Here is a 22,349-nt window from a genome sequence, read left to right as displayed (position 1 = left end):
GCATCAGTTATGTCGACGTTACAAATTGTAAAATCCAAAAAGTACATTCAGACTTGGACTATATCTTGATATAATTTTTAGTCCTTCCGGATCAACATCAACGCTTAAATTGAGTTAACTTACTTATGTCAAAACTTCTCGATCTCATTGCTCAAAAAGAAACCCTGGAGGCTCAAATTGCAGAAATTCGTGAAAAAGAATTTGCAAAGGCAATTGAAGATGTAAAGGCACTTGTTAGCCAATACAAGCTGACAGCTGAAGATGTTTTTGGATCCAGTAGTCGCGGTCAGAAGGCTGTACCGAAGACTTCGACCAAGGTCGCTGCAAAGTACCGCGATCCGTTGACCGGACGTACATGGAGTGGACGGGGACTTGCACCGAAATGGCTCGCTGGTAAAGACAAAGCGGACTACGCCATCAAGCCTTAAACAGCCTTCTAAGCTAACTAGGTCAACGCCTTTGCATTCATCCAAAGTCCGCATTCGTCGAATACATTGCCAAATTCATTTGACTTGACTGAGTGGTCTCTGGGCCAATCTCGATCCTGGATTTCTGTTTCAGCTTTGACGCTTGACTTAACTAAGCCACTAGCGGTACCAGGGATCTAAGGGTTGAACTTTGGCTAGATTTGACTAATTTTTCGACTCAAATCGATTGCGGTGATCGGTTTGGTCTTTTCAAGGGTGCATGAATTGCGCTTCCATTTCAAAGCAACCCACTCCGATTCAGTGGCTCCACCTAGTCTAGGTCGGTCGAATTTTGCAGAAAAACGACTTGCAGCGCATTGGCATTGATATGCCTTTTATTTCAAGAAGGTGTGAGTCGCTCATCACGCGATCCATTATTTCTTTTCCAACGGATGGATTTCGGGCCCATGCCGCGAGGGCTGGTCTTGACCCCGTAACCCAGTACCGCCGGTATGTTTAATTTACCGCTCGTTTCTCCCTGAACAGCTTGGGTGGCACGTAGCCTAACGCGCTGTGTGGGTGGTACGAGTTGTAGTCATCGAACCATTTGGGCAGCTGTGCCATCACCGTATGAGAGTCTGGGCGATTGGCCAGTTTGGCGTAGTCCCACTTCAACGTTTTCACGAAGCTCTCGGCCATGCCGTTACTTTGAGGGCTGGTCACGGGCGTGGTGACAGGCTTGAGCCCCAATTGCTTGGCAAAGCTCCTGGTCTCAGCCGCCATGTAGCAGCTGCTGTTTCCGTGAGCCATTCAATGAGATTGAGCGGCTTGCCATCCGGGCCAAACCTGCTCTCCACTGCCTGCATCGTCAAATCGCCCACCAAGGCCGCATCTATGCCTTTGGTGGTGGCCACCCAGCTCATGACTTCCCTGTCGCAGCAGTCCAGCGCAAACGCTAGTCGGACTTTCTCACCGTTGTCACACGAAAGCTCCAGGCCGTCCGAACACCAGCGCACATCACTGTCCTTGACGGTCACTGTGCCGTCGTGCTTTCTTGTGTCGACGGGCTTATATCCATGGCGGTACAGAAGCCAACCTTCGTCACGCATCACCCGGTAAACCCGCTTGTGGTTGACCAAGTCATGCCCTTCCAGCCGCAAGCGTGCCCAAACACGGCGGTAGCCGTAGGTGGCGCGGTGATTGGCCACGTTGGCAATGGCTTGCTTGATGACGACGTCCTCGCTGCGCGGTGGAGACTTTCTCAAGTCGATCCACTTGGATGGGCGATCTCGCCTGGCCAACACATGGCTACGATACACGCTAAGGGCAACGCAGACGGCCCTCACTGCTCGCCCCCGGGCAATACTGGCGAGCGCGCAATCCACTTTTTTGCTTTGGCAAAGTCCACAGCCTCCTTGAGAATCTCGATGTCCAAAGTCTTGCGGCCCAGCGCGCCTTCGAGTTGTTTGATGCGGCGCATAGCCACTTGCAGTTCAAATGCTGGCACCACGGTTTCGTTGGCGCTAATCGCCACCAGTGAGCCTTGCAGTTAGGCCTTTCGCCATTGAAAGAGTTGCGCTGAAGTGATGCCGAATTGCAGGGCCACCATCGAGACAGAACTGCCAGGTTCGTTGGTCTGTTTGACGATTTCAAGCTTTTGCCCTGGGGTCCAACGCCTTCGGCGCTGAACGCTGGTCACCATTTCCACCCGAGTGGGCGTTGCTGAAGACATAGTCATATCTATGGTCGTATTCCTGTTTCTTAGTTTAAGGAATACCGACGGCACGGTGATTCAGAGGGCTAACTCACCTTGTACCAACAATGCGGAGTGGACTCGAAGACCTGGTCACTCTTACATTCGAGCCAGTCATAGCCACATGGTTCTGGCACACCAATTCGTAATTACGATGGAAGCCTGCCACGCCATGGAAATCATGGTGCAAGCCTTCGCGCACTAAGAATTGCAGAAGATCTTCACCACCGACCAGGGCAACCAGTTCACTGCAGCAGAGTTCGCTCGGGCGGTGCTGACTGGGGGTCGTAAGCCATCCATGAACGGCAAAAGTTCTTGGCGGCACAACGTATCCATCACAAACTTGTGGCGATCAGTCCAGTACAAGCGGGTTTAAGCTAATTCACTTCTCTATTTGATTCCCAATCATCACGGTGTGTACTATCGTGACAATCGCTGCGGACCTATTTATCTATCAAGACACCTTCCGGCTTTCTGGCAGTCGGCTTCACCAGATCAACTCGATTGATCTCTTTTGCTTCGCGAGCAACGATCCCCAAAAGCTCACTAACAGAGGTTGCCTCGAATGCCTGAAGATAGGCTCCAGCGAGCAAGGTCAATGGATGGACACCAAGAACTGCCGCCAATTCGTCGACTTTGCTTAGCGTTGGAGATTTCAATTTTCTTTCCAGAGAGCTCACATAAGTCCTGCTGGATATAAGCCCGAAATCTTCTTGGCTGATTCCCTTCGACTTCCTGATTGTTCTCAGTGACTTTGCTAGGTTGTTATGAGTTATTGGTGCGTGTTTCATGCACCTGAATTAGTAAGCTATGTACACTATAGGGCTACAATCTATAGTGTTCATTTTTCCTCTTATGCTCCTCACACTAGAAAAATTTCGCTCCCCAATCTCATCACTCTTTTTTGGTTCGGGGGAAACTTCTTGGCTCAGTGGTGAGCTTTCTTTGCAGCAAACTTGGTATTTGCTGCAGCTTCGTGAATATGAAGAAATTGATGCGCTGCAAGTCGCTTGCGAAAGAACTTTTTTGTTGTTTGACTTTCGAAGTATTAAAGATCTGCTGGAGATGGGCAAACAAAGCACATTGAGCGTGAAAGCAGCACATATCGTCACACCGAGTTACATGAATGGCACTGACAGTTGGAAAATGGAGCGAATCAAACAGGTAGTTTCCGGACACAAACGCGTTGCTGGCAAGGAGTTCCCTGTCGAAGTCCTCGAAACTGCCGATGGAAGTAAGTACGATTGCTTTGATGGCCTCCCGTTCAAAGCGAAGTTGATTGGAGCCAAGTTAAAGTTTGACTTGTCAGGGTCGCCCAATAAAGAAGCTCGGGCTTCTTGATTGATCGGCAACATCAAGAATTCGGGAAAAATATTTCTCCGTCTCTTTCCATCTCGGTGTATTGACCCAGTGATTTTTTGCTCAGGTGTTATCTTTGAAGGGAAACACAGATGAGCACGAAGATGGAAGAAGACATCAAAAGCTGGACGACCAAACGCAACGCTGCCCTAAACAGGAAAATTATTAAAGGCAAGTCTACGGTTGCAGAGGCAAGCCGCAGACTTGATAATGCTCCCTCCGAAATTGAAGAATGGGTGGACGAAGCCTAACGCGGCATGGAAAACGCCTTGAGCACAAAACCGCAGGAAATCAAAGCGCAGTATGAGCGTCAGTTCTAAAATTTGCAGGATGCCTACGGCGAAGGCATGTTGGCGCTGCGTGTCTAGAAAAAGCTAAATTCAATGCTGGCGGGTTTGACTGCAAAATGCAGAACCTCGTGCTCAAACGTCTCGTAGGCCAGCAATGGTTTGAGTCGTCCGTTCTTAGTTTCATGCGCCCACAGAGACTTGGCGACATACACGTTCGTACAGCTGGAAATGCTGCGCCAGAGGAAGAAGATTGCATCTGAGAAGCTGTGCCCGTGGCAGATCGGATCGCCCCCTGCCCTGCTCCCGCCTCCAGAAGTAAACGACTGAGTCGCTATTCAGAAAATCGATTCTCTACGCCCTGTAATCTCTGAAAAAGACTCGATTCTGGGATCATTTGCAACTCAATTTCTCAGGAACGTCAAGACCCAGCGCAACTCGCAAAAACGTTATTCGGTCAGTCGCGAATGCTTGGGAAGCATTGATCTTAAAAATTCCATTTGGTCATACAAGATTTTTCAATTTTCAAGTAGCAATCCCTCCTGATGATTTGGTGCATAGGGCAAGTAAAGCAACTGCCAACCCAATTCACTGAGCGATTGAGATCCCTTTCGCAAATTGCAAACAGCGCAACACGCACATACGTTGAGCCAGTGATTGCCGCCGCCCTTTGACAAGGGAACGATGTGGTCACGCGTTAACCCTCTTAAATGAACCGCACCACAGTAGGCACACATGTTTCTGTCGCGCCGAAAAAGTGAGCAATTTGTCAGTGGAATCGTAGTCCTACGCATTGCGACTTTGCTCACTCCATGCAACACAAGGATGCTCTTCAAAGTGACTTTTGAATCCAAACCAGAGTCCCGATTTGTTCCACCAACAAATGTGAACTCATGATCGCCGAATCCATAGGCAACCTTGCCCAATACGTCGCAAGTAACCGCTTCCTGCCAATCCAGCCAACGAGCAGGGAAGCCGGCACTATCAATAGCCAAAAACAATTGGTTAATGCTAGACATAACAAGCGTTACACCTGCGGTGCCGACGAACTAGTAATGAAAACTGGTAACGATTACTACGTCTATTTCTACGCAAACAACTGAAATCAGCCGGAAAAACAGTTGGGACGACTAGAACTAGTAATCCGTTTGGTAGGGATAGACGGCAAGCGGTGACCACGTTCATCCAGTTGTCGATACCGTTCTGGGCAAAAGGAATGATGTGCTCGCGCGTCAGGTCGTTTTCATGGAAGTGCCCGCCGCAGTAGGCGCACACATTGCGATCGCGGATGAACAATTTGGCATTGGTCAGGCCGGGGCGAAGGTTAAAGGGATTGATGCGGGGCACACCACGGGTGCCGATGATGCTGTTGACCCGGATGACAGACTGCTGCCCGGTGACCGCGTTATGGCCGCCGTGAAACACCGCCACCTCACCGCCGGCTTCCCAGCGCACCTCGTCTGCGGCGTAATGAATCACCGCCTGTTCCAGCGATATCCAGGACTGGGGCAGCCCTTGGGCCGACAACTTCAAGACTTTCACGCAACGCCTCCATCAACGGTTCAAACAACCACCAACACAAGTCTGCAAAGGTCTGCAAGTGCGCACCGGACAAGCCGTCCGGGCCCTGCTAGGTCACAATATACCGTGTTTCCATGACAAATTGGCTTCAGGCGCTGATGCGATGTGCGCGGCCTGCTATCAAAAAGATAACAACTCCATGAAGGTTTTTCGCGGTTTCAAGCACCCCGGCGTGGCCGAGGCGTGCGCGGTGACGATTGGCAACTTCGATGGTGTGCACCGGGGCCACCAGGCCATGTTGGCCCTGCTCAAGAGCGAGGCGCAGCAACGCGGCGTGCCCAGCTGTGTGCTGACCTTCGAGCCCCACCCGCGCGACTATTTCGCCAAACTCCACCAAAAACCCGAGCTGGCCCCCGCCCGCGTAGGCACCCTGCGCGACAAGCTGGACGACCTTGCCAAGGCCGGTGTGGACCAGACTATCGTGCTGCCTTTCGACGCCCGGCTGGCCAACCAGAGTCCGCAAGACTTCATCCAGCAAGTGCTGCAGGACGGCCTAGGCGCCCGCTACGTGCTCGTCGGCGACGACTTCCGCTTCGGCAAGGCCCGCGCTGGCGATTACGCACTGCTCGACGCGGCGGGCGAGGCCCTTGGTTTTGACGTGGCCCGCATGAACAGTTATGAGGTGCATGGCCTGCGCGTCTCCAGCTCCGCGGTGCGCGAGGCGCTCGGCCAGGGGCGCATGCAGGACGCGGCCCGCCTGCTGGGCAGGCCCTATTGCATTTCGGGTCATGTGGTGCACGGGCGCAAGCTGGGCCGCACCCTGGGGTTCAAGACCCTGAATTTGCGCTTTGCCCACTGGAAGCCTGCCGCCAGCGGCATTTTTGTGGTGCTGGTGCACGGTCTGGCCGCCAAACCCTTGCAAGGAGTTGCCAACCTGGGTGTGCGCCCCTCGCTGGACCCCAACGATGTGAACCGCGGCCGCGTGCTCCTGGAGACCCATTGCCTGGACTGGCCGGAAGAACTGGGCACTGAGGGGGCCTACGGTAAAATCATCCGCGTGGAACTGCTGCACAAACTGCACGACGAATTGAAATACGACGGTCTGGACGCCCTGACGCAGGGTATCCAAAAGGACCGCGATGACGCGCGCGCCTGGCTCGCAGCGCACATCAGCCTTCCCGGCGGCACCCGAATTTGACGGGGCCGGCCCTCGCGGCCACCCGACGCACTTTGCCCCGCGTCACCTGCCCCTCCAGGCTGCCTTCGCCCGTGCGACGGTAGCCGCCTCCCCGAATTGCTTGCACAAAGCCTCCAAACCGAGAGTTGGCCATGACTGAACCCGTTGATTACCGTAGCACCCTGAATCTGCCCGATAGCGCCTTCCCCATGCGCGGCGACCTGCCCAAGCGCGAGCCGGCCTGGGTCAAAACCTGGAACGAAGAAGGTTTGTACAAAAAGCTGCGCGACGCCCGCGCCGGCCAGCCCCTGTTCGTGTTGCACGACGGCCCACCCTATGCCAACGGCAAGCTGCACATCGGCCACGCGCTGAACAAGGTGCTCAAGGACATGATTGTCAAGAGCAAGCAGCTCGCTGGCTTTGACGCGCAATACATCCCCGGTTGGGACTGCCATGGCCTGCCCATCGAGAACGCCATCGAAAAGCTGCACGGCCGCAACCTGAGCCGCGACGACATGCAGGCCAAGAGCCGCGCCTACGCCACCGAGCAGATCGACCAGCAGCGAGAAGACTTCAAGCGCCTGGGGGTGTTGGGTGACTGGGAACGCCCCTACAAAACCATGAACCCTGCTAACGAGGCCGGTCAGATCCGCGCCTTCAAGCGCGTGATCGAGCGGGGCTTTGTGTACCGTGGCCTGAAGCCCGTGTACTGGTGCTTTGACTGCGGCTCCAGCTTGGCCGAGTTCGAGATCGAATACGCGGACAAGAAGAGTGACACGCTGGACGTGGCCTTCGAGTCCAACGACGCGGCCGGCTTGGCAAAAGCCTTCGGACTGAACGCTTTGCCTGCCGGCAAGCAAGCATTCGCCGTCATCTGGACCACCACCGCCTGGACCATCCCTGCCAACCAGGCGCTCAACGCCCACCCCGAGCTGGAGTACGCGCTGGTGGACACGCCCAAGGGCGTGCTGCTGCTGGGCGCCAGCCTGGTAGAGAAGTGCCTGGAGCGTTTCGGCCTGACCGGCACCGTGCTGGCCACCGCCAAGGGCGAAGCCCTGCGCGGCCAGGTGTTCCGCCACCCGCTGTACGACCTGCCCGCAGACGTGAACGTGGCCGGGAACGAATACAGCTACAAACGCCTTTCCCCGCTGTACCTGGCTGACTATGTGAGCGACGGTGACGGCACCGGCATCGTGCACTCCTCGCCCGCCTACGGTGTAGACGACTTCAACAGCTGCATTGCCAATGGCCTGAAATACGACCAGATCTTGAACCCCGTGCTGGGCAACGGCGTGTACGACGCCGAGCTGCCCCTGTTCGGCGGCCAGCACATCTGGAAGGCTTGCGCGAACGTCATCGACACTTTGCGCGAACACGGCCGCCTGATGGCCACCGTGGGCATCACCCACAGCTACCCGCACTGCTGGCGCCACAAAACGCCGGTGATCTACCGCGCGGCCGCCCAGTGGTTCATCCGCATGGATGCCGGTGAGGGTGTATTCACCAAAGACAAAGCGCCCAAGACCTTGCGCCAACTGGCGCTGGATGCCATTGAACAGACCAGCTTCTACCCCGAAAACGGTCGCAGCCGTTTGCGGGACATGATCGCCAACCGCCCGGACTGGTGCATCAGCCGCCAGCGCAGCTGGGGCGTGCCTGTGCCCTTCTTCCTGCACAAAGACAGTGGCGAGCTGCACCCCCGCACCATGGAGATCCTGGACCAAGCGGCTGACATCGTCGAACAAGGCGGCATCGAGGCCTGGAGCCGCGTGTCGGTGGAAGACATCCTAGGCGCGGCCGACGCACCCAGCTACACCAAGAGCACCGACATTTTGGAAGTTTGGTTCGACTCCGGCTCCACCTTCCAGCACGTACTGCGCGGCAGCCACAAGGATGCCTACGCGGTGCCCCCCTTCCACGCAGAAGGCCCCGAGGCCGACCTGTACCTCGAAGGCCATGACCAGCACCGCGGCTGGTTCCACAGCTCGCTGCTGTTGGGCTGCGCACTCTACGACCGCGCACCGTATCGCGGCCTGCTGACCCACGGCTTTGCCACCGACGGCCAGGGCCGCAAGATGAGCAAAAGCTTGGGCAACACCGTCGAGCCGCAAACCATCACGAGCAAGATGGGCGCGGAAATTGTGCGCCTGTGGGTGGCCAGCACCGACTACTCCGGTGACCTGAACATTGACGACAAGATCCTGGCCCGCGTGGTGGATACCTACCGCCGGGTGCGCAACACGCTCAAGTTCTTGCTGGCCAACGTCTCCGACTTTGACCCGGTCAAAGACGCGGTGCCCGTCGACCAATTGTTGGAGATCGACCGCTATGCGCTGGCCCGTGCCGCGCAATTGCAAGCCGACATCCTGGCGCACTTCAAGGTCTACGAGTTCCATCCCGTGGTGAGCAAGCTGCAGGTGTATTGCAGTGAAGACCTGGGCGCGTTCTACCTGGACGTACTCAAGGACCGCTTGTACACCACCGCCGCCAACTCCAAAGCCCGCCGCTCCGCGCAAACCGCGCTGTGGCAGATCACCCAGGCCATGCTGCGCTGGATGGCGCCCTTCCTCAGCTTCACCGCTGAAGAAGCCTGGGCGGTATTGGGCGCTGAAGGCAAAACGCCCGAAGCGACCAAGCTCTCCATATTCCTGGACGGCTACTCCGCCTTTGCTGAGCCGGACGAAGCCTTGCTGGCCAAGTGGACCCGCATCCGTGCGGTACGTGAGGCGGTCAACAAAGACATCGAGACCCTGCGCGCGGCCGGCCAAGTGGGCGCCTCCCTGCAAGCCGAGGTGACGCTCACGGTACCGGCAGAAGAGTTCGCCTTGCTGAGCAGCTTGGGTGAGGACTTGAAGTTTGTGTTCATTACCAGCGCTATCACTTTGGTAGCTGGTGGCGCACAATCCATCAGCGTTACAGCCTCCAACAATGTGAAATGCGAGCGCTGCTGGCACTACCGCGCTGACGTTGGAGCAGATGCCGCACACCCCACCTTGTGCGGACGTTGCACCAGCAATTTGTATGGCTCAGGTGAAGCCCGGAAGTTCGCGTAATGGCCCGCAACAATAAAGGTTTCGGCAAGACCTTCAGCAAAGGTTCCGGCAACAGCGGCGGCATGCTGCAGTGGCTGGGCCTGGCCTTTATCTTGCTTCTGGCGGACCAGTTCACCAAAACGCTGATCGTGGGTTACTACCATCTGGGTGACAGCACCTATGTCACCAGCTTCTTCAATGTCGTGCGGGTCCACAACACCGGCGCCGCGTTCTCGTTCCTCGCTTCGGCGGGCGGCTGGCAACGCTGGTTTTTCACGGCATTGGGCTTTGTGGCGGCCGTGGTCATCATCTGGCTGTTGCGTTCACATGCGGGACAAAAGCTGTTCAGCTTTGCCATGGCCTGCATTTTGGGCGGAGCCGTCGGCAACGTGATAGACCGCTTGATCCACGGCTATGTGGTGGACTTTCTGGACTTTCACTGGAATGGCATGCACTTTCCGGCCTTCAATGTGGCTGACTGTGCAATTTCAGTGGGCGCCATGTGCCTGATACTGGACGAACTGCTGCGGGTCAGAAAAACCTGATCCGAATTCACCGCGAATTGCTTTAAGGACCCTGCGTGACCCACCTGCTGAATCTGTTTGCCGCGATAGCGTTGTTGGTGTGGGGGACTCAGCAGGTAAGGACGGGAATTCTCCGGGTGTTCGGTGCCAATCTGCGCACCATCCTGTCCCGCAGCGTCAGCAACCGGTTTGCCGCTGCCATCTCCGGCATCGGGGTCACTGCCGTGGTGCAGTCCAGCACTGCCACGGCGCTGATCGTCTCTTCGTTTGTAGGACAGGGTCTCATCAAATTACCCGCGGCACTCGCCGTGATGCTGGGCGCCGACATCGGCACCAGCCTGATGGCCGTCGTGTTTTCGCGCGACCTGTCCTGGCTTTCGCCCCTGTTCATTTTTGTGGGAGTGGTGCTGTTCATTTCCAAACAGTCCACCACACCCGGACGGGTGGGCCGCGTATTGATCGGGCTGGGCCTGATGTTGCTGGCACTCAAGCTGGTCACCCAATCCACCGCCGTCCTCACTCAGGCACCTGCAGTCAAGGCACTGCTAGGCAGTCTGAGCAGTGACCTGCTGCTGGAGTTGCTGGTAGGCGCCACCTTGGCCGTGGTGTCGTACTCCAGCCTGGCCATCGTGCTGCTGACTGCAACACTGGCCAGTACCGCGGTGATACCGGTAGATGTGGCCCTCGGGCTCGTGCTGGGCGCCAACTTGGGCAGCGGCCTGCTGGCCGTTCTGACCACGCTGAACGCCAACATCGAGACGCGCCAGGTGCCGCTAGGTAACCTGGTGTTCAAGGTGCTGGGCGTGCTGGCGGTGTCGCTATTCCCCGGAGTGTGGATGCGTGTAGCCGGCCCCTACATCAGCGATGCAGCCACCTTGGTGGTGGGCTTTCACCTCGCGTTCAACATCGGGGTGGGCATTGCGTTTATCAGCTTCACCCAGGTCGTCGCCAGGTGGGTAGAGCACTGGTTGCCCAAGCCCGACAAAACCACCGTTGCCGGCCGACAGCGCCACCTCGACCCCACGGCACTGGCCACCCCCAGCCTGGCGATTTCGTGTGCTGTGCGCGAAGCCATGCACCAGGCCGATGTGGTGGAAGCCATGCTGATGGGCAGCATCAAGGTCATGAAGGAAAGCGATGTAAATCTGGCGCAGGAACTGCGCAAGATGGACGATACGGTGGACGAGCTGTATAGCGACATCAAGTACTACCTGACCAAAATCTCCCGCGAGGCGCTGGGGGAGAACGAAGCCAAGCGCTGGACCGACATCATCAGCTTCACGATCAATATGGAGCAGATCGGCGACATCATTGAGCGGGTGATCCAGGACATTGAAGACAAAAAAATCAACAAAGGCCGCCAGTTCTCGGAAGCTGGTTTGGCCGAGATTTGCGAACTGCATGCCCGTCTGCTGGACAACCTGCGCCTGGGCATGAGCGTGTTCCTGAACGGCAATGTGCGGGACGCACGCCGTCTGCTGGAAGAAAAAACCAAATTCCGTGATCTGGAGCGCCAGTACGCTGCTACCCACATCGCCCGCCTGGCTGACAACACGCTGCCGAGCATCGAAACCAGCTCACTGCATCTCGATTTGATCAGCGATCTCAAGCGCATCAACTCGCATATCTGCTCTATCGCTTACCCGATTCTGGATTCCGCGGGTGAGCTGGCCCCCAACCGTTTGCGCTTGCCACAGGAAACTTCGGGTCGCTGAAATAGCCGCCCGGTTTGAGGCGGATCAAAATCAAGAAACCTCGAGGGACAGGGGGATGACTTAAAATCGGTTCCTACTGGCGTGACCGGCTCTTCCGGTGTTGCGCACCTCTCGCACCCGAGTCCCCTATGACCACCACAACTAGAAAAACCCTGATTCTGGCCGCCCTGTTGGCGCTGGCTCCTTGTACGGCCTCTTGGGCTCAAAGTGTAGTCATAGCACAGAATGCCCAGCCTGCCCCGGAGGCAACACCAGCTGCAAACGCGGTGACCACCAAGTTCGACAAAGCCATCAACAATGATGAGAACTGGTACTTCTCCTGGGGCTACAGCCGCCAGCAGTACGCACCATCGGACATCCGGGTTTCCCAACCTGAGCTGGGCAATGACTTCACCATTCGCAAAGCCAAAGGCAGCGACTTCCCTTCCAGCGTCGGCGACACCATCAGCTCGCTGTTCAACCTGGACTTCACCAATCCGCAAGAAAACATCCGGATCGGCAAATTCCTCAACCCCGAAAAAACATTTGCGGTCGAACTCAACATCGACCACAGCAAATACAACGTGGACTACGGTCAGACCGTGGCGGTAGACGGCACCATCAACAATGCCGCCGCGCCTTCCACTTTGGCCATCACACCGCAGAACTTCAACTACGCACTGCACAACGGCCTGAACCACATCATGATTAACGCGGTCTGGCTGCACCGCCTGCGGGGCCCGGAGCAAAAGCCGGGTGACTTGCAGCTGATCAGCCGTGTGGGCGCCGGCATCTTGCTGCCCCATGCCGATAACGTGATCTTCGGCAACGCCAATGAAGTGGGCCCCAAGAACGAAAACGTCTGCTGCTTCAAAAAAAACGATTGGTGGCAAATCAACGGCTGGACCGCAGGTGTAGAGGTCGGCCTGCGTTACCGCGTGTACAAATCCGTGTACGTCGAACTGACCAACAAGATTGCCTATGGTGTGCTGCGTGGTGTGCCGGTCTACAAGGGCACTGCCGATCAGGAACTCTGGATGAACGAGCAGGTGCTTTCCGCCGGCTTCTTGTTCTGACGGTTCAACACCCCAACAAAAAAGGGCACACCACACGGTGTGCCCTTTTTTTATCTATCTGGCTTTACAGGGTCAGAATAGTGCAGCCCGTCGTCAGGCGGGCTTCCAGATCTTTGTGGGCCTGTTGCACATCCTCCAGGGCATAGCGCTGGGCGATGTGGATCTTGACTTTTCCACTGAGCACAACGTCAAACAGGTCGTCCGCCATGGCCTGTGTGCTTTCGCGGGTGGCAATGTGGGTGAACAGGGTTTGGCGTGTCACATAGATGGAACCTTTGGGCCCGAGGATGCCGGGCGAGAACGGGGCCACGGGGCCGGAGGCATTGCCGAAGCTGGCCATCAAACCGAAGGGGGCCAGACAGTCCAGCGACTTGTCCCAGGTGTCTTTGCCCACCGAGTCGTACACCACCTTCACCCCTTTGCCGCCTGTGATCTCCTTGACGCGGGCCGCAAAGTCCTCCGCTCTGTAATTGATAGCATGCTCCGCACCATTGGCGAGCGCCAGAGCACATTTTTCTCCTGAACCGGCAGTCGCAATCAGGCGCAAGCCCAACGCCTTGGCCCACTGGCAGGCAATCAGTCCCACCCCACCTGCGGCCGCATGGAAGAGCACAAAGTCGCCGGCCTGCAAGCCGCCTTGAGGCAGCGTGCGCTTGAGCAGGTACTGAGCGGTCAGGCCCTTGAGCATCATGGCGGCACCGGTCTCGAAGCTGATGCCGTCAGGCAGCTTGCACACGCACTTGGCGGGCATCACCCGTACTTCGCAGTAACTGCCCGGCGGCTGGCTGGCGTAGGCGGCGCGGTCGCCCACTTTGAGATGACTCACGCCCTCGCCCACTGCTTCAATCACGCCCGCTGCTTCCATACCCAACTGCACCGGCAGATTCATGGGGTACAGGCCGGAGCGCTGGTACACGTCGATGAAGTTCAGCCCCACCGCATGATGGCGGATGCGCACCTCACCGGGGCCGGGTTCGCCCACAGTGACCTGCACCAACTGCAGCTGTTCGGGGCCGCCATGCTGGGCGATGTGAATGGCGCGGGATGTCACTGAACTCATGGTTTTGTCTCCATCGATGGTGGTTGTTATGAACGCACAACATGGTGCCAGAAATCGGCAACAACCGCAGGCCGGCGACAGCTTTGAACTCCTTGCTACAGTGCAGGCCATGACTCAACGCCTGACCCCGACCGCCGCCCTCCTGCTTGTGATTCCTCCCCTGATGTGGTCCGGCAATGCAGTGGTAGGCCGTATGGTGGCGCCGCTGATTTCGCCCATGACCCTCAACCTGCTGCGCTGGGCCATTGCTTTCCTGATTTTGCTGCCCCTGGCCAGCCGCGTGCTGCGCGCTAACAGCGGGTTGTGGCCGCAATGGAAACGGTTTGCCCTGCTCAGCCTGTTCAGCATCGGTGGATACAACGCACTGCTATATCTGGCGCTGAACACCTCCACCGCCATCAACGTCACGCTGGTGGGTGCCAGCACACCGGTGTGGATGCTGCTCATCGGCCGCCTGCTGTTCAAGGCACCGGTGTCGCGCAAACAACTGTTGGGCGCGGTGCTGTCCATAGGAGGCGTGCTGCTCGTGCTGGGCCGTGGGGACTGGCAGGTCATCACTCATTTGCGTCTTGTGCCCGGTGATTTGTATGTACTGTTGGCGTCCATCGGCTGGGCCGCCTACAGCTGGTTGTTGGCCCACCCCACCTCCGAGTCCGAAGAAATCCGCTCCGACTGGTCCACCTTCTTGATGGGGCAGATTGTTTTCGGGCTGGGCTGGTCTCTGGCGTTTACCAGCGGTGAATGGCTGCTCACTCCCGCACACATCGACTGGAGCCTCGGGCTTGCCGCCGCACTGGCCTTTATTGCATTGGGGCCCGCGGTCATTGCCTATGGCACCTGGGGGGCGGGCGTCTCGCGGGCGGGCCCTGCGGTAGCGGGGTTCTTCATCAACCTCACGCCCTTGTTCACCGCAGTCCTGTCATCCATCTTCCTGGGTGAAGCTCCCAAGCTGTACCACGCGCTGGCCTTTGTGCTCATCGTCTCCGGCATTGTTCTCTCTTCCCGCAAGTAAGCATCCATGAACGCCCTCACACGCACCGGTACCCCCTGGTGGAAGCAAAGCACCGTCTACCAGATATACCCCCGCTCGTTCGCGGACAGCAATGGCGACGGCGTTGGCGACCTGCCTGGCATCACCTCCCGCTTGGATCATTTGCAAACGCTCGGTGTCGATGTGGTGTGGCTCTCGCCCATCTACAGCTCGCCCAACGACGACAACGGCTACGACATCTCGGACTACCGCAACATCATGGCCGAGTTCGGCACGCTGGCCGATTTCGACACCATGTTGGCGGCCATGCATGCACGCGGCATCAAGCTCATGATGGACCTGGTGGTCAACCACAGCTCGGACGAGCACCACTGGTTTACCGAGGCGCGCAAAAGCCGCGACAACCCGTACCACGACTACTACATCTGGCGCGAGCCGCAGGCGGACGGATCACCCCCCACCAACTGGGAAGCCGCGTTCACCGGCTCCGTGTGGGAATGGAACGAGCCCACCGGCGAGTACTACATGCACATGTTCAGCAAAAAACAGCCGGACCTGAACTGGGAGAACCCTGCGCTGCGCCGGGAGGTGTATGCCCTCATGCGCTTCTGGCTGGACCGCGGGGTGGACGGTTTCCGCATGGACGTGATCAACATGATCTCCAAACCCTGGAATGCCGATGGCAGCCTGCCGCAAGCGCCGGTGGTACGCGAAGGCTTTTTGCAGCCGGGTTTCGCCCTGAGCTGCAACGGCCCCAAGCTGGGTGAATTCCTGCGCGAAATGCGCGAGCAGGTGCTGGACCATTACGACACCATCACCGTGGGCGAGGCACCGCTGGCCACCATCCGCCAGGGCGTGGAGCTGACCCACGCGCAGGAAGGTGCGCTCAACATGCTGTTCCAGTTCGAGCACATGGATCTGGATTGCATCAGCGGGCAACCCAATGGCAAGTGGGCCCTCAAGCCCCTGCATCTGCCCGACCTCAAAGCCAGCATGATGCGCTGGCAGGATGCACTGGCCGAACATGGCTGGAACAGCCTGTACTTGTGCAACCACGACCAGCCCCGCCCGGTATCCCGCTTCGGGGACGACGGTGCTTACCGGGTACAGAGCGCAAAGATGCTGGCCACTTTTTTGCACGGCTTTCAGGGCACGCCCTATGTGTACCAGGGCGAAGAGCTGGGCATGACGAATGTGCAGTTTCCAAGCATCGAGGACTATCAGGACATCGAGATCCGCAATATGTACCGCGTGGCAGTGCACGAGCGCGGCCAGGACCCTCAGCAGGTGATGCAATCCATCTGGGCCAAGGGCCGGGACAACGCGCGTACCCCCATGCAGTGGAGCGATAGCCCCAACGCAGGCTTCACCACCGGTACCCCGTGGCTCGCGCTAAACCCGCGATACCTGGAGATAAATGCAGCCCAAGCGGTAGCCGATGCGGACTCGGTGTTCCACCACTACCGCCAGCTGATAGCCCTGCGCAAGCAGGAGCCTCTGCTGGTGCACGGCCGCACAGAGATGTTGCTGCCGGAGCACCCCCATGTTGTGGCCTACATGCGAACGATAGACAGCGACAGTGCCCGCCTGCTGGTGCTGTGCAACTTCAGCGCCGAGCCACAAACTGTGGTGTGGGATGGCGCGTTGAAGTTCGAAACCGCAGAGCTGCTGCTGGGAAACTACCCGACAGATAACGCTGAACTGGCGCAGCGGCTGCAGAGTCCGACCCTGCGCCCCTGTGAGGCACTACTGGTCAAGCTGCGCCCACACTGATCAAGCCGCCTTCTCCGGCACATATCGGGCGCTGAGGGCGAGGATGGTGGCAGCCACCACCACCACCGCCATGGCAGCGGTCAGCGATGCGTGCTGCGCGATCACACCAATCAGCGGCGGACCGACCATAAAACCGGCATAGCCGATGGACGAGACTGCAGCAATCGCCGCAGCCGGCGTGGTGCCCGGCACGCGGCTGGCTGCACCGTAGAGGATGGGAACAATCATGGCCAGCCCCGCACCCACCAGCCCGCAGCCCACGATGGCCACCCACGGCTGCCCGACGATGAGCACCACCGCCATGGACACCGCAGTGATGGTGCCGCTCACCTGCAGCAGCCGCTGCTCGCTGTGACGGGCCCGCAGCCGGTCGGCGGCAAAGCGCATCACTGCCATGGCCCCGGCACAGGCGGAGTAGCCCAAGGCCGCCAGCTCGTGCGACATGCGCACTTCCTGCTGCAGGTAGAGCACGCACCAGTCAAACATCACACCCTCGGCACTCATGCCTGCAAAGGTGAGCAAGCCCATGATGAGCAAGGCGCCACGCGGCCAGGTGAAATGCACCTTGGGCTTGGCGCTGGGCGCCGGTGTGGGCAGCATCCAGCGCGAGCCCACCAGAATACACAGCGCCACCAACACCGCCACCACCGACAACTGCCAGAAGGCAGGAACCCCGGCGCGCAAGAGGCCGGACGCCAACGCTGCACCACCCATGGCCCCCACGCTGAACATGCCATGCAAGCTGCCCATGATGGGCCGCCCACCTGCTGTCTCCAGCACCGAGCCTTCGGTATTGATGGCCACGTCGTACACGCTGAGCGAAGCACCAAACACCAGCATGGACGCCAACACCCACGGCAGCCCCGGCCAATGCAACACCATGCTCAACATGGCAGCCATCACCACCGCACAAGCCGCCGCAGCATTGCGCGCGCCCAGCCGGCCAATCACTCGGCCCGCGAAGAACAATGCTGCAATTGCCCCCAGCGCGGCTGCGACCAGCACCAGCGAAAGCGCCGCCTCGCCCAGGTCGTACTGACGCTTGACGGACGGAATGTGCACGCCCCATACCGCGCTGAAGACGCCCAGCACGGTAAACAGCCCCCGCGTCGCCCAGATGGCATGGCGGATTTGCGCGGGCGTGCCGTGATGTTCAGCTGCGTGCATGGGCAGCCTCCGACACGAAAATAGCGAAATTCTTAGAAAATTGCGCAGAGTTCAAGATAACTGAGGCTCGCGAAAACAGGTTTTCCATCGCCATAGCGTAATCATTAGACTGATACTCTCGGTAGGAATTCGATACCACTCCCATGTCAAAAGTAGTAAAAATCCTCGATAGCATCGATGGCGATGGCCCCTGCATTGCCGCCATTGCCTGCGACCACCCGGATGCGCCCGTGCACGCCAGCCACATGCGCAGCGCGCTGGCCGCATTTATCCACGAAGCGGCATCCGGCACCCTGCCATTGCGTAACCCGCCGCCTCTGCCAGAGGACAGCCTGCGCGGCGCCGGGCACATGCATTTGCACGCGGAGGTGTTTTTGCAACTGCAAGGGCACACGACCTTCACTTTCCCGCACGCGCAGCTCACTCTCATGCCCGGCGAGGTGCTGGTAGTGCCCCCGAAGCTGCTGCACGACGAGCGGGTGAGCGGCAGTGAGGGACAGGCTTTTTCCAACCTGGTGATCTCTGCAGACAGCCAGCGCATGTCCTGCCACCTGGCCCATGAAGACCGGCCCGGCCACCCCGCCAGCTTGTACCTGGAGACTTGCAGCCACTTGGAGGCCATGCGCATTGAGGGCTGGCTGCGCGATGCAGCCCGGCCGCCTGCGCAGGATTCACCCGGGCTGTGGCCACTGCAACAACGGGCCTTGCTCGCGGCTGCGCTCAGCAGCGTGGCCCGCTTGCTGGATGCCCCGCAAAAGACCCTGTCGCAAGAACCGGCCTTGTTGAACCAGCTGCGCCGTTTGGTGCAAAACCGCATGGGCGAGGTGGACCTGACGGTCGCTTCATTGGCCCAGGAGTTGGGCTGCACGGCGGACTACCTGTCGCACCTGTACAGCAGCCACACAGGCGATCACCTGTGGCAGGTCATACTGCAGCAGCGCCTGGCTCGCGCTGCCCGCTTGTTGACGGAAGGCGATGCCGCTATCAAAGAGGTGGCATGGTGCTGCGGTTTTGCCAGCGCCAGCTACTTCATCCGCTGCTTCCGCCAGCATTTCGGGCTCACGCCCAAGGCCTACCGTACGCGCCGCACCGCTGCAGCCTAGTCGTACACGCGCTCGAAGCAGGCTTTCACATCCACCACCTGCACCAGCACATCGCCGCCATTGGCCTTGATGAAGGCCCTCACCAGCGCGGGCCGGCCAGCGCTGCCGCCGAAGGGCGTTGGAATGATCTGGTCGGTGCGGAACTCGGTGACACCATGCAAGGCATCCACCAGCAGGCCGAGCAAGCGATCCTGATGGCGCAGCACAATGATCTGGCTGCTCTTTTGCACCACTGCGCGACGGCCGGTCAGCAACAAGCACAGGTCAAACACCCACACCGAAGCCTGCTCGCGGCCGTTTTGCGTCCAGGCCATCAGGCCTACCCGCCCGCGGCCATCGTCTACCGGTACCGAGGTGAGCTTGGCCGCCGATACGGCCTCCTGCACATGCTCTGCAGAGAGGGCAAACAATTTGCCGTCACCCCAGAAGGTGGCGTACTCCGCGCGTTCGCCACCTTGCAGGCTTACCAGCGGCAGCTCCAGGTCAGCGCTGCGACCCTGGCCCTCGCGCACTGCACCCAGAGCGTCGTACACCACGGCAATCACGTCGTCACGGTAGCCATCGCTGGTTTTGAACTCCCGGTAGCCCTGGGATGCGGCGCTGCCCATGATGGTGTAGTTGCCGCCGCGCTCCACCACCTTAGACAAGCTGCGCCCGGACGGCAGCTGCTGCACCTCGGCCTGCAGAGCCAGTTGGCTGCCTACCGGCATGGCCGGGTCAGTGCTGGCAATGACTTTGCCTGCGCGGTCCACAAACAAGGCCTGCATGCCCGGGCGCTCGCCCACACCGCTGCGCAACATGGCAGTGAATTCCGGTGCCGAATTGAACACAATGCCCACACCGCCCACCACCCGGTCCGGGCGCAGCGGGTCGCGCACGGCTGCGTGGTAGGTGTAGGTGGACTGGCCGCCGTAAAAAGGGTCCGGGCCAAAAGGCGTGACGTAGTAGTCCTGCTCGGTGCGCAACGCCTTGACCCGGGACAGCGTGAGCGCATCGAGTTGCTCACCGGCGATGCCGGGGCCATGGGTTTCATCGAGCTCGGTACTGGCCACAATGCGCCCCTCTGCGTCGTACACAAACAAGCGGGTGTAAACGGTATAGAGCGAATTGATGTAACGGAGGATGCCGGTCACCTCCTCGGCCAGCGCATCGGTCCACACCGGTGCACTCAGTGCCTGGCGCAGCTCCGGCGTCAGAGCCCACCAGCGGCAGTCGTCGGAGCGCTCGTACAAGTTGCGGTCCAACAAATCCACCAGCAAGCGCGCCACAAACTCAGCCTTTTGCAGGCTGGTGTTGAGCACGGTTTCATACAAATCGCCAATCGACTTGGCAAACAGGGCGTTGCTGCGGGCACCGGTTTCGCTGATCTGCGCGAGGATGGCCTTGAGCTTGCTCAGGTCGCCCTGCTGACCGGCCGACATGACCTGCCCGTTCCACACCACGCAGCGTATGGTCTCGGCCGCAGCCATGATTTCAAACAAAGGCCCCGAGAGGGCCTGCGCGTGCGACAGCAAACCGCTGCGCATGCCCGCATCCAGCGCGGCCAGGGCCTGGGTGTCGCGCCCGGTGAAGGCGATGTCCACCGGAATCATGACCTGCCCTTGCCAGCCCGGCGGGCCGGGGTAGCCCTGATAGCCGCCTGAGCGGAAGGTGCGCACCAAATACTGCCGCCCCATGAACACCCACAAACGTGGTGATGCGCTGTGATTCACCGGCACCACCGAGCCCAGCGGAATCCAGGTCGGGTCTGCGGACTCGATCACACGGTTATCGCCATCCAGCAGCAGCATGTTGGAGCGTTTGGCCGCATCGCGGTGCGAGCGGAAGATGCCCGCCATTTCCTGCTCGAAATGAAAGCACAGGCACAGCACGCCGACCACCCGCTGCGTCTGGGGGTGCAGCATGCGCTTGGAGTAAACCAGGGCCAGGCGTTTGTTGGGGCGAAGTTGGCTGAAGCGGAATGTCTCCACAAAGCCGTCGCTGGCCAGCGTTTGCGCGATCAGCGGGTCATCGCTGCCCTCCATGGGCGTGGTCTCGTCGATCTGGACCAGCACGTTGCCCGCGATGTCGAGCAACATGATTTCGTCATACACGGTGTATTTGGTGGCATAGGCCCGCAAGCGCGCGCGGGCAGCGGCCTGGTCGTCGGTGATGCCGGCCACAAAGTTGCACAGCTCGTTGTCGGTTGCCAGAAAGCCGACGTCGGCAGTGCGCTCATACAGGTTGCGCACCACGATGTCGATGACGTACTGCGCCTGGGTGCCGATTTCATCAAGCACCGTGCCCACTTTCTCACTGACCAGGCTGGCCACCAGCTCATGCTCCAGCCGGGTAAAGCCCTCGCGGGTGGCGGCCATGGTGGGGAGTATGGCCTGAGCCTCGTCCGGGCAGTTCATCTTGGCGGATGACTCGATCAGCCGCCACATCAGGTTGAGTTCGTGCAGGGCGCCTTCACACCGGATCACATCCCGCATGTAAGGCAAGAAGGTGTCGATATCCAGCCTGACTGTTTCGGTCATGGTTCCAACTCCCTGTGTTTGGGGCCCGGGGAGGCCGCTTGACCCTCATCAAGCAAGTCGGATGCCACAAGTTACAAAGGGCTAAAAAGTGCCGCCGAATGCCCCGCCGTCCACCAACACGTTCTGGCCCGTCATATAGCCGGCTTGCTGGCTGCACAGGAAAGCGCAGACCTGGCCGAACTCGGCCGGTGTGCCGTAACGGCCCACAGGAATCTGCGCCTGCTGCAGGCGGCGGATGTCTTCCACGCTCTGGCCGGTTTTGGCCGAAGTGGCCTTCACGGTGGCGGCAATGCGGTCGGTGTCGAACTTGCCGGGCAGCAGGTTGTTGATGGTCACGCCCTTGGCGGCCAGGCTGCTGCGGGCCACGCCGGCCACAAAGCCGGTCAGGCCGCTGCGCGCGCCGTTGGACAGGCCCAGAATGTCGATGGGCGACTTCACCGCGCTGGAAGTGATGTTCACAATGCGCCCGAAGCCGCGCGCGGCCATGCCGTCCACCGTGGCCTTGATGAGCTCGATGGGGGTCAGCATGTTCGCGTCTACCGCCTTGATCCAGGCCTCGCGGTCCCAGTCACGGAAATCGCCGGGCGGCGGGCCGCCCGCGTTGGTGACCACAATGTCAAAGTCCGCGCGCATGGCAAATACCGCCTCACGGCCGACCACCGTGGTGATGTCCTGGGCACAAAAAAACACCTCAGCGCCCGTCTTGTCTGCGTGAGCAGCTCTCAAATTCATAGCGGATTGCTCCAAGGCCTCCGCACCCCGCGCCACGATGAGCAGGTTCACACCCTCGGCGGCCAGCGCTTGCGCACAGCCCAGGCCCAGCCCTTTGCTGGCGCCGCACACCAATGCCCATTTGCCTTTGATTCCTAAATCCATGTCGAGTCCTTTTCTATTGTTGGTTAGCGC

17 protein-coding genes and 2 pseudogenes are annotated in these 22,349 nt (G+C 59.2%); 11 read left to right on the top strand and 8 right to left on the bottom strand.

Translation table 11 applies throughout. The annotated features are described in order from the left end of the window. Positions 1-125: 125 nt before the first annotated feature. Positions 126-428, top strand: a complete 303-nt coding sequence (locus ACOAP0_RS15240; protein ID WP_498377094.1) for an H-NS histone family protein — start codon at positions 126-128, stop codon at positions 426-428. Positions 429-923: 495 nt separating this feature from the next. On the opposite strand, the pseudogene ACOAP0_RS15235 reads toward ACOAP0_RS15240, so the two are convergent. Beyond that, positions 924-2,139: pseudogene (locus tag ACOAP0_RS15235) on the bottom strand (IS3 family transposase). 464 nt (positions 2,140-2,603) lie between these two features. Further along, the gene (locus tag ACOAP0_RS15230; RefSeq protein ID WP_498377093.1) at positions 2,604-2,951 is read right to left on the bottom strand and encodes a helix-turn-helix domain-containing protein; all 348 of its coding nucleotides are present in this window, start codon (positions 2,949-2,951) and stop codon (positions 2,604-2,606) included. A 64-nt stretch (positions 2,952-3,015) separates the two neighbouring features. On the opposite strand from ACOAP0_RS15230, the gene ACOAP0_RS15225 reads away from it, so the two are divergent. Together ACOAP0_RS15225 and ACOAP0_RS15220 are read left to right on the top strand one after the other, a co-directional pair. Beyond that, complete coding sequence (locus ACOAP0_RS15225; protein WP_498377092.1) at positions 3,016-3,501, top strand: hypothetical protein; 486 nt, start codon at positions 3,016-3,018, stop codon at positions 3,499-3,501. A gap of 110 nt (positions 3,502-3,611) precedes the next feature. Next, positions 3,612-3,887, top strand: a pseudogene (locus tag ACOAP0_RS15220) (DUF1153 domain-containing protein). 437 nt (positions 3,888-4,324) lie between these two features. On the opposite strand, the gene ACOAP0_RS15215 reads toward ACOAP0_RS15220, so the two are convergent. Further along, entirely contained in the window at positions 4,325-4,825 is a 501-nt protein-coding gene (locus tag ACOAP0_RS15215; RefSeq protein ID WP_498377091.1) for an HNH endonuclease, read from the bottom strand. After that, on the bottom strand, positions 4,818-5,348 hold the full coding sequence (locus ACOAP0_RS15210) for an HNH endonuclease (RefSeq protein ID WP_498377090.1): 531 nt from the start codon (positions 5,346-5,348) through the stop codon (positions 4,818-4,820). Before ACOAP0_RS15210 ends, ACOAP0_RS15215 begins: the two co-directional genes overlap by 8 nt. A 178-nt stretch (positions 5,349-5,526) precedes the next feature. On the opposite strand from ACOAP0_RS15210, the gene ACOAP0_RS15205 reads away from it, so the two are divergent. The 5 genes from ACOAP0_RS15205 (at position 5,527) to ACOAP0_RS15185 (ending at position 12,830) form a co-directional block, all read left to right on the top strand. Next, complete coding sequence (locus ACOAP0_RS15205) at positions 5,527-6,525, top strand: bifunctional riboflavin kinase/FAD synthetase (RefSeq protein ID WP_498377089.1); 999 nt, start codon at positions 5,527-5,529, stop codon at positions 6,523-6,525. 131 nt (positions 6,526-6,656) lie between these two features. Next, positions 6,657-9,557, top strand: coding sequence for an isoleucine--tRNA ligase (gene ileS / locus ACOAP0_RS15200; protein WP_498377088.1), 2,901 nt, complete (start codon positions 6,657-6,659; stop codon positions 9,555-9,557). Continuing rightward, the gene (gene lspA, locus ACOAP0_RS15195) at positions 9,557-10,081 is read left to right on the top strand and encodes a signal peptidase II (protein WP_498377087.1); all 525 of its coding nucleotides are present in this window, start codon (positions 9,557-9,559) and stop codon (positions 10,079-10,081) included. The genes ileS and lspA overlap by 1 nt, the downstream gene beginning before the upstream one ends. A 35-nt stretch (positions 10,082-10,116) precedes the next feature. After that, on the top strand, positions 10,117-11,775 hold the full coding sequence (locus ACOAP0_RS15190) for a Na/Pi cotransporter family protein (protein WP_498377086.1): 1,659 nt from the start codon (positions 10,117-10,119) through the stop codon (positions 11,773-11,775). Positions 11,776-11,903: 128 nt separating this feature from the next. Then, on the top strand, positions 11,904-12,830 hold the full coding sequence (locus tag ACOAP0_RS15185; RefSeq protein WP_498377085.1) for a hypothetical protein: 927 nt from the start codon (positions 11,904-11,906) through the stop codon (positions 12,828-12,830). A gap of 64 nt (positions 12,831-12,894) precedes the next feature. Here ACOAP0_RS15185 and ACOAP0_RS15180 read toward each other — a convergent pair whose 3' ends face one another. After that, on the bottom strand, positions 12,895-13,890 hold the full coding sequence (locus ACOAP0_RS15180; protein ID WP_498377084.1) for a quinone oxidoreductase family protein: 996 nt from the start codon (positions 13,888-13,890) through the stop codon (positions 12,895-12,897). 109 nt (positions 13,891-13,999) lie between these two features. Here ACOAP0_RS15180 and ACOAP0_RS15175 point away from each other — a divergent pair, with 109 nt between their 5' ends. Continuing rightward, a complete protein-coding gene (locus ACOAP0_RS15175) occupies positions 14,000-14,902 on the top strand; it encodes a DMT family transporter (RefSeq protein ID WP_498377790.1) in 903 nt (300 codons plus the stop codon). A gap of 6 nt (positions 14,903-14,908) precedes the next feature. Then, a complete protein-coding gene (locus ACOAP0_RS15170) occupies positions 14,909-16,654 on the top strand; it encodes an alpha-glucosidase (RefSeq protein WP_498377083.1) in 1,746 nt (581 codons plus the stop codon). Here ACOAP0_RS15170 and ACOAP0_RS15165 read toward each other — a convergent pair whose 3' ends face one another. Next, a complete protein-coding gene (locus tag ACOAP0_RS15165) occupies positions 16,655-17,821 on the bottom strand; it encodes an MFS transporter (RefSeq protein WP_498377082.1) in 1,167 nt (388 codons plus the stop codon). Between the two features lie 143 nt (positions 17,822-17,964). On the opposite strand from ACOAP0_RS15165, the gene ACOAP0_RS15160 reads away from it, so the two are divergent. Further along, positions 17,965-18,924: a helix-turn-helix transcriptional regulator gene (locus tag ACOAP0_RS15160; RefSeq protein WP_498377081.1), complete on the top strand. Its 960-nt coding sequence runs from the start codon at positions 17,965-17,967 to the stop codon at positions 18,922-18,924. Here the strand turns inward: ACOAP0_RS15160 and ACOAP0_RS15155 are convergent. Beyond that, the gene (locus ACOAP0_RS15155) at positions 18,921-21,443 is read right to left on the bottom strand and encodes a chemotaxis protein CheW (protein ID WP_498377080.1); all 2,523 of its coding nucleotides are present in this window, start codon (positions 21,441-21,443) and stop codon (positions 18,921-18,923) included. The two genes, ACOAP0_RS15160 and ACOAP0_RS15155, sit on opposite strands and share 4 nt — an antisense overlap. 81 nt (positions 21,444-21,524) lie before the next feature. Next, positions 21,525-22,319 (bottom strand): SDR family oxidoreductase, encoded by a 795-nt coding sequence (locus ACOAP0_RS15150; protein ID WP_498377079.1) that lies wholly within the window; start codon positions 22,317-22,319, stop codon positions 21,525-21,527. Positions 22,320-22,349 lie beyond the last annotated feature (30 nt).

This window comes from Curvibacter sp. Hmag1.1 (assembly GCF_059769165.1).
Note: the sequence above shows the minus strand (reverse complement) of the source record. Positions and strands in the feature narration are given on the sequence as shown.

What these genes read in the sequence shown, in the direction of transcription:
- ACOAP0_RS15240 (WP_498377094.1), top strand. Translation starts at nt 126, where the DNA reads ATGTCAAAACTTCTCGATCTCATTGCTCAAAAAGAAACCCTGGAGGCT.
- ACOAP0_RS15230 (WP_498377093.1), bottom strand. Translation starts at nt 2,951, where the DNA reads ATGAAACACGCACCAATAACTCATAACAACCTAGCAAAGTCACTGAGA.
- ACOAP0_RS15225 (WP_498377092.1), top strand. Translation starts at nt 3,016, where the DNA reads ATGCTCCTCACACTAGAAAAATTTCGCTCCCCAATCTCATCACTCTTT.
- ACOAP0_RS15215 (WP_498377091.1), bottom strand. Translation starts at nt 4,825, where the DNA reads ATGTCTAGCATTAACCAATTGTTTTTGGCTATTGATAGTGCCGGCTTC.
- ACOAP0_RS15205 (WP_498377089.1), top strand. Translation starts at nt 5,527, where the DNA reads ATGAAGGTTTTTCGCGGTTTCAAGCACCCCGGCGTGGCCGAGGCGTGC.
- ileS (WP_498377088.1), top strand. Translation starts at nt 6,657, where the DNA reads ATGACTGAACCCGTTGATTACCGTAGCACCCTGAATCTGCCCGATAGC.
- lspA (WP_498377087.1), top strand. Translation starts at nt 9,557, where the DNA reads ATGGCCCGCAACAATAAAGGTTTCGGCAAGACCTTCAGCAAAGGTTCC.
- ACOAP0_RS15185 (WP_498377085.1), top strand. Translation starts at nt 11,904, where the DNA reads ATGACCACCACAACTAGAAAAACCCTGATTCTGGCCGCCCTGTTGGCG.
- ACOAP0_RS15180 (WP_498377084.1), bottom strand. Translation starts at nt 13,890, where the DNA reads ATGAGTTCAGTGACATCCCGCGCCATTCACATCGCCCAGCATGGCGGC.
- ACOAP0_RS15175 (WP_498377790.1), top strand. Translation starts at nt 14,000, where the DNA reads ATGACTCAACGCCTGACCCCGACCGCCGCCCTCCTGCTTGTGATTCCT.
- ACOAP0_RS15170 (WP_498377083.1), top strand. Translation starts at nt 14,909, where the DNA reads ATGAACGCCCTCACACGCACCGGTACCCCCTGGTGGAAGCAAAGCACC.
- ACOAP0_RS15165 (WP_498377082.1), bottom strand. Translation starts at nt 17,821, where the DNA reads ATGCACGCAGCTGAACATCACGGCACGCCCGCGCAAATCCGCCATGCC.
- ACOAP0_RS15160 (WP_498377081.1), top strand. Translation starts at nt 17,965, where the DNA reads ATGTCAAAAGTAGTAAAAATCCTCGATAGCATCGATGGCGATGGCCCC.
- ACOAP0_RS15155 (WP_498377080.1), bottom strand. Translation starts at nt 21,443, where the DNA reads ATGACCGAAACAGTCAGGCTGGATATCGACACCTTCTTGCCTTACATG.
- ACOAP0_RS15150 (WP_498377079.1), bottom strand. Translation starts at nt 22,319, where the DNA reads ATGGATTTAGGAATCAAAGGCAAATGGGCATTGGTGTGCGGCGCCAGC.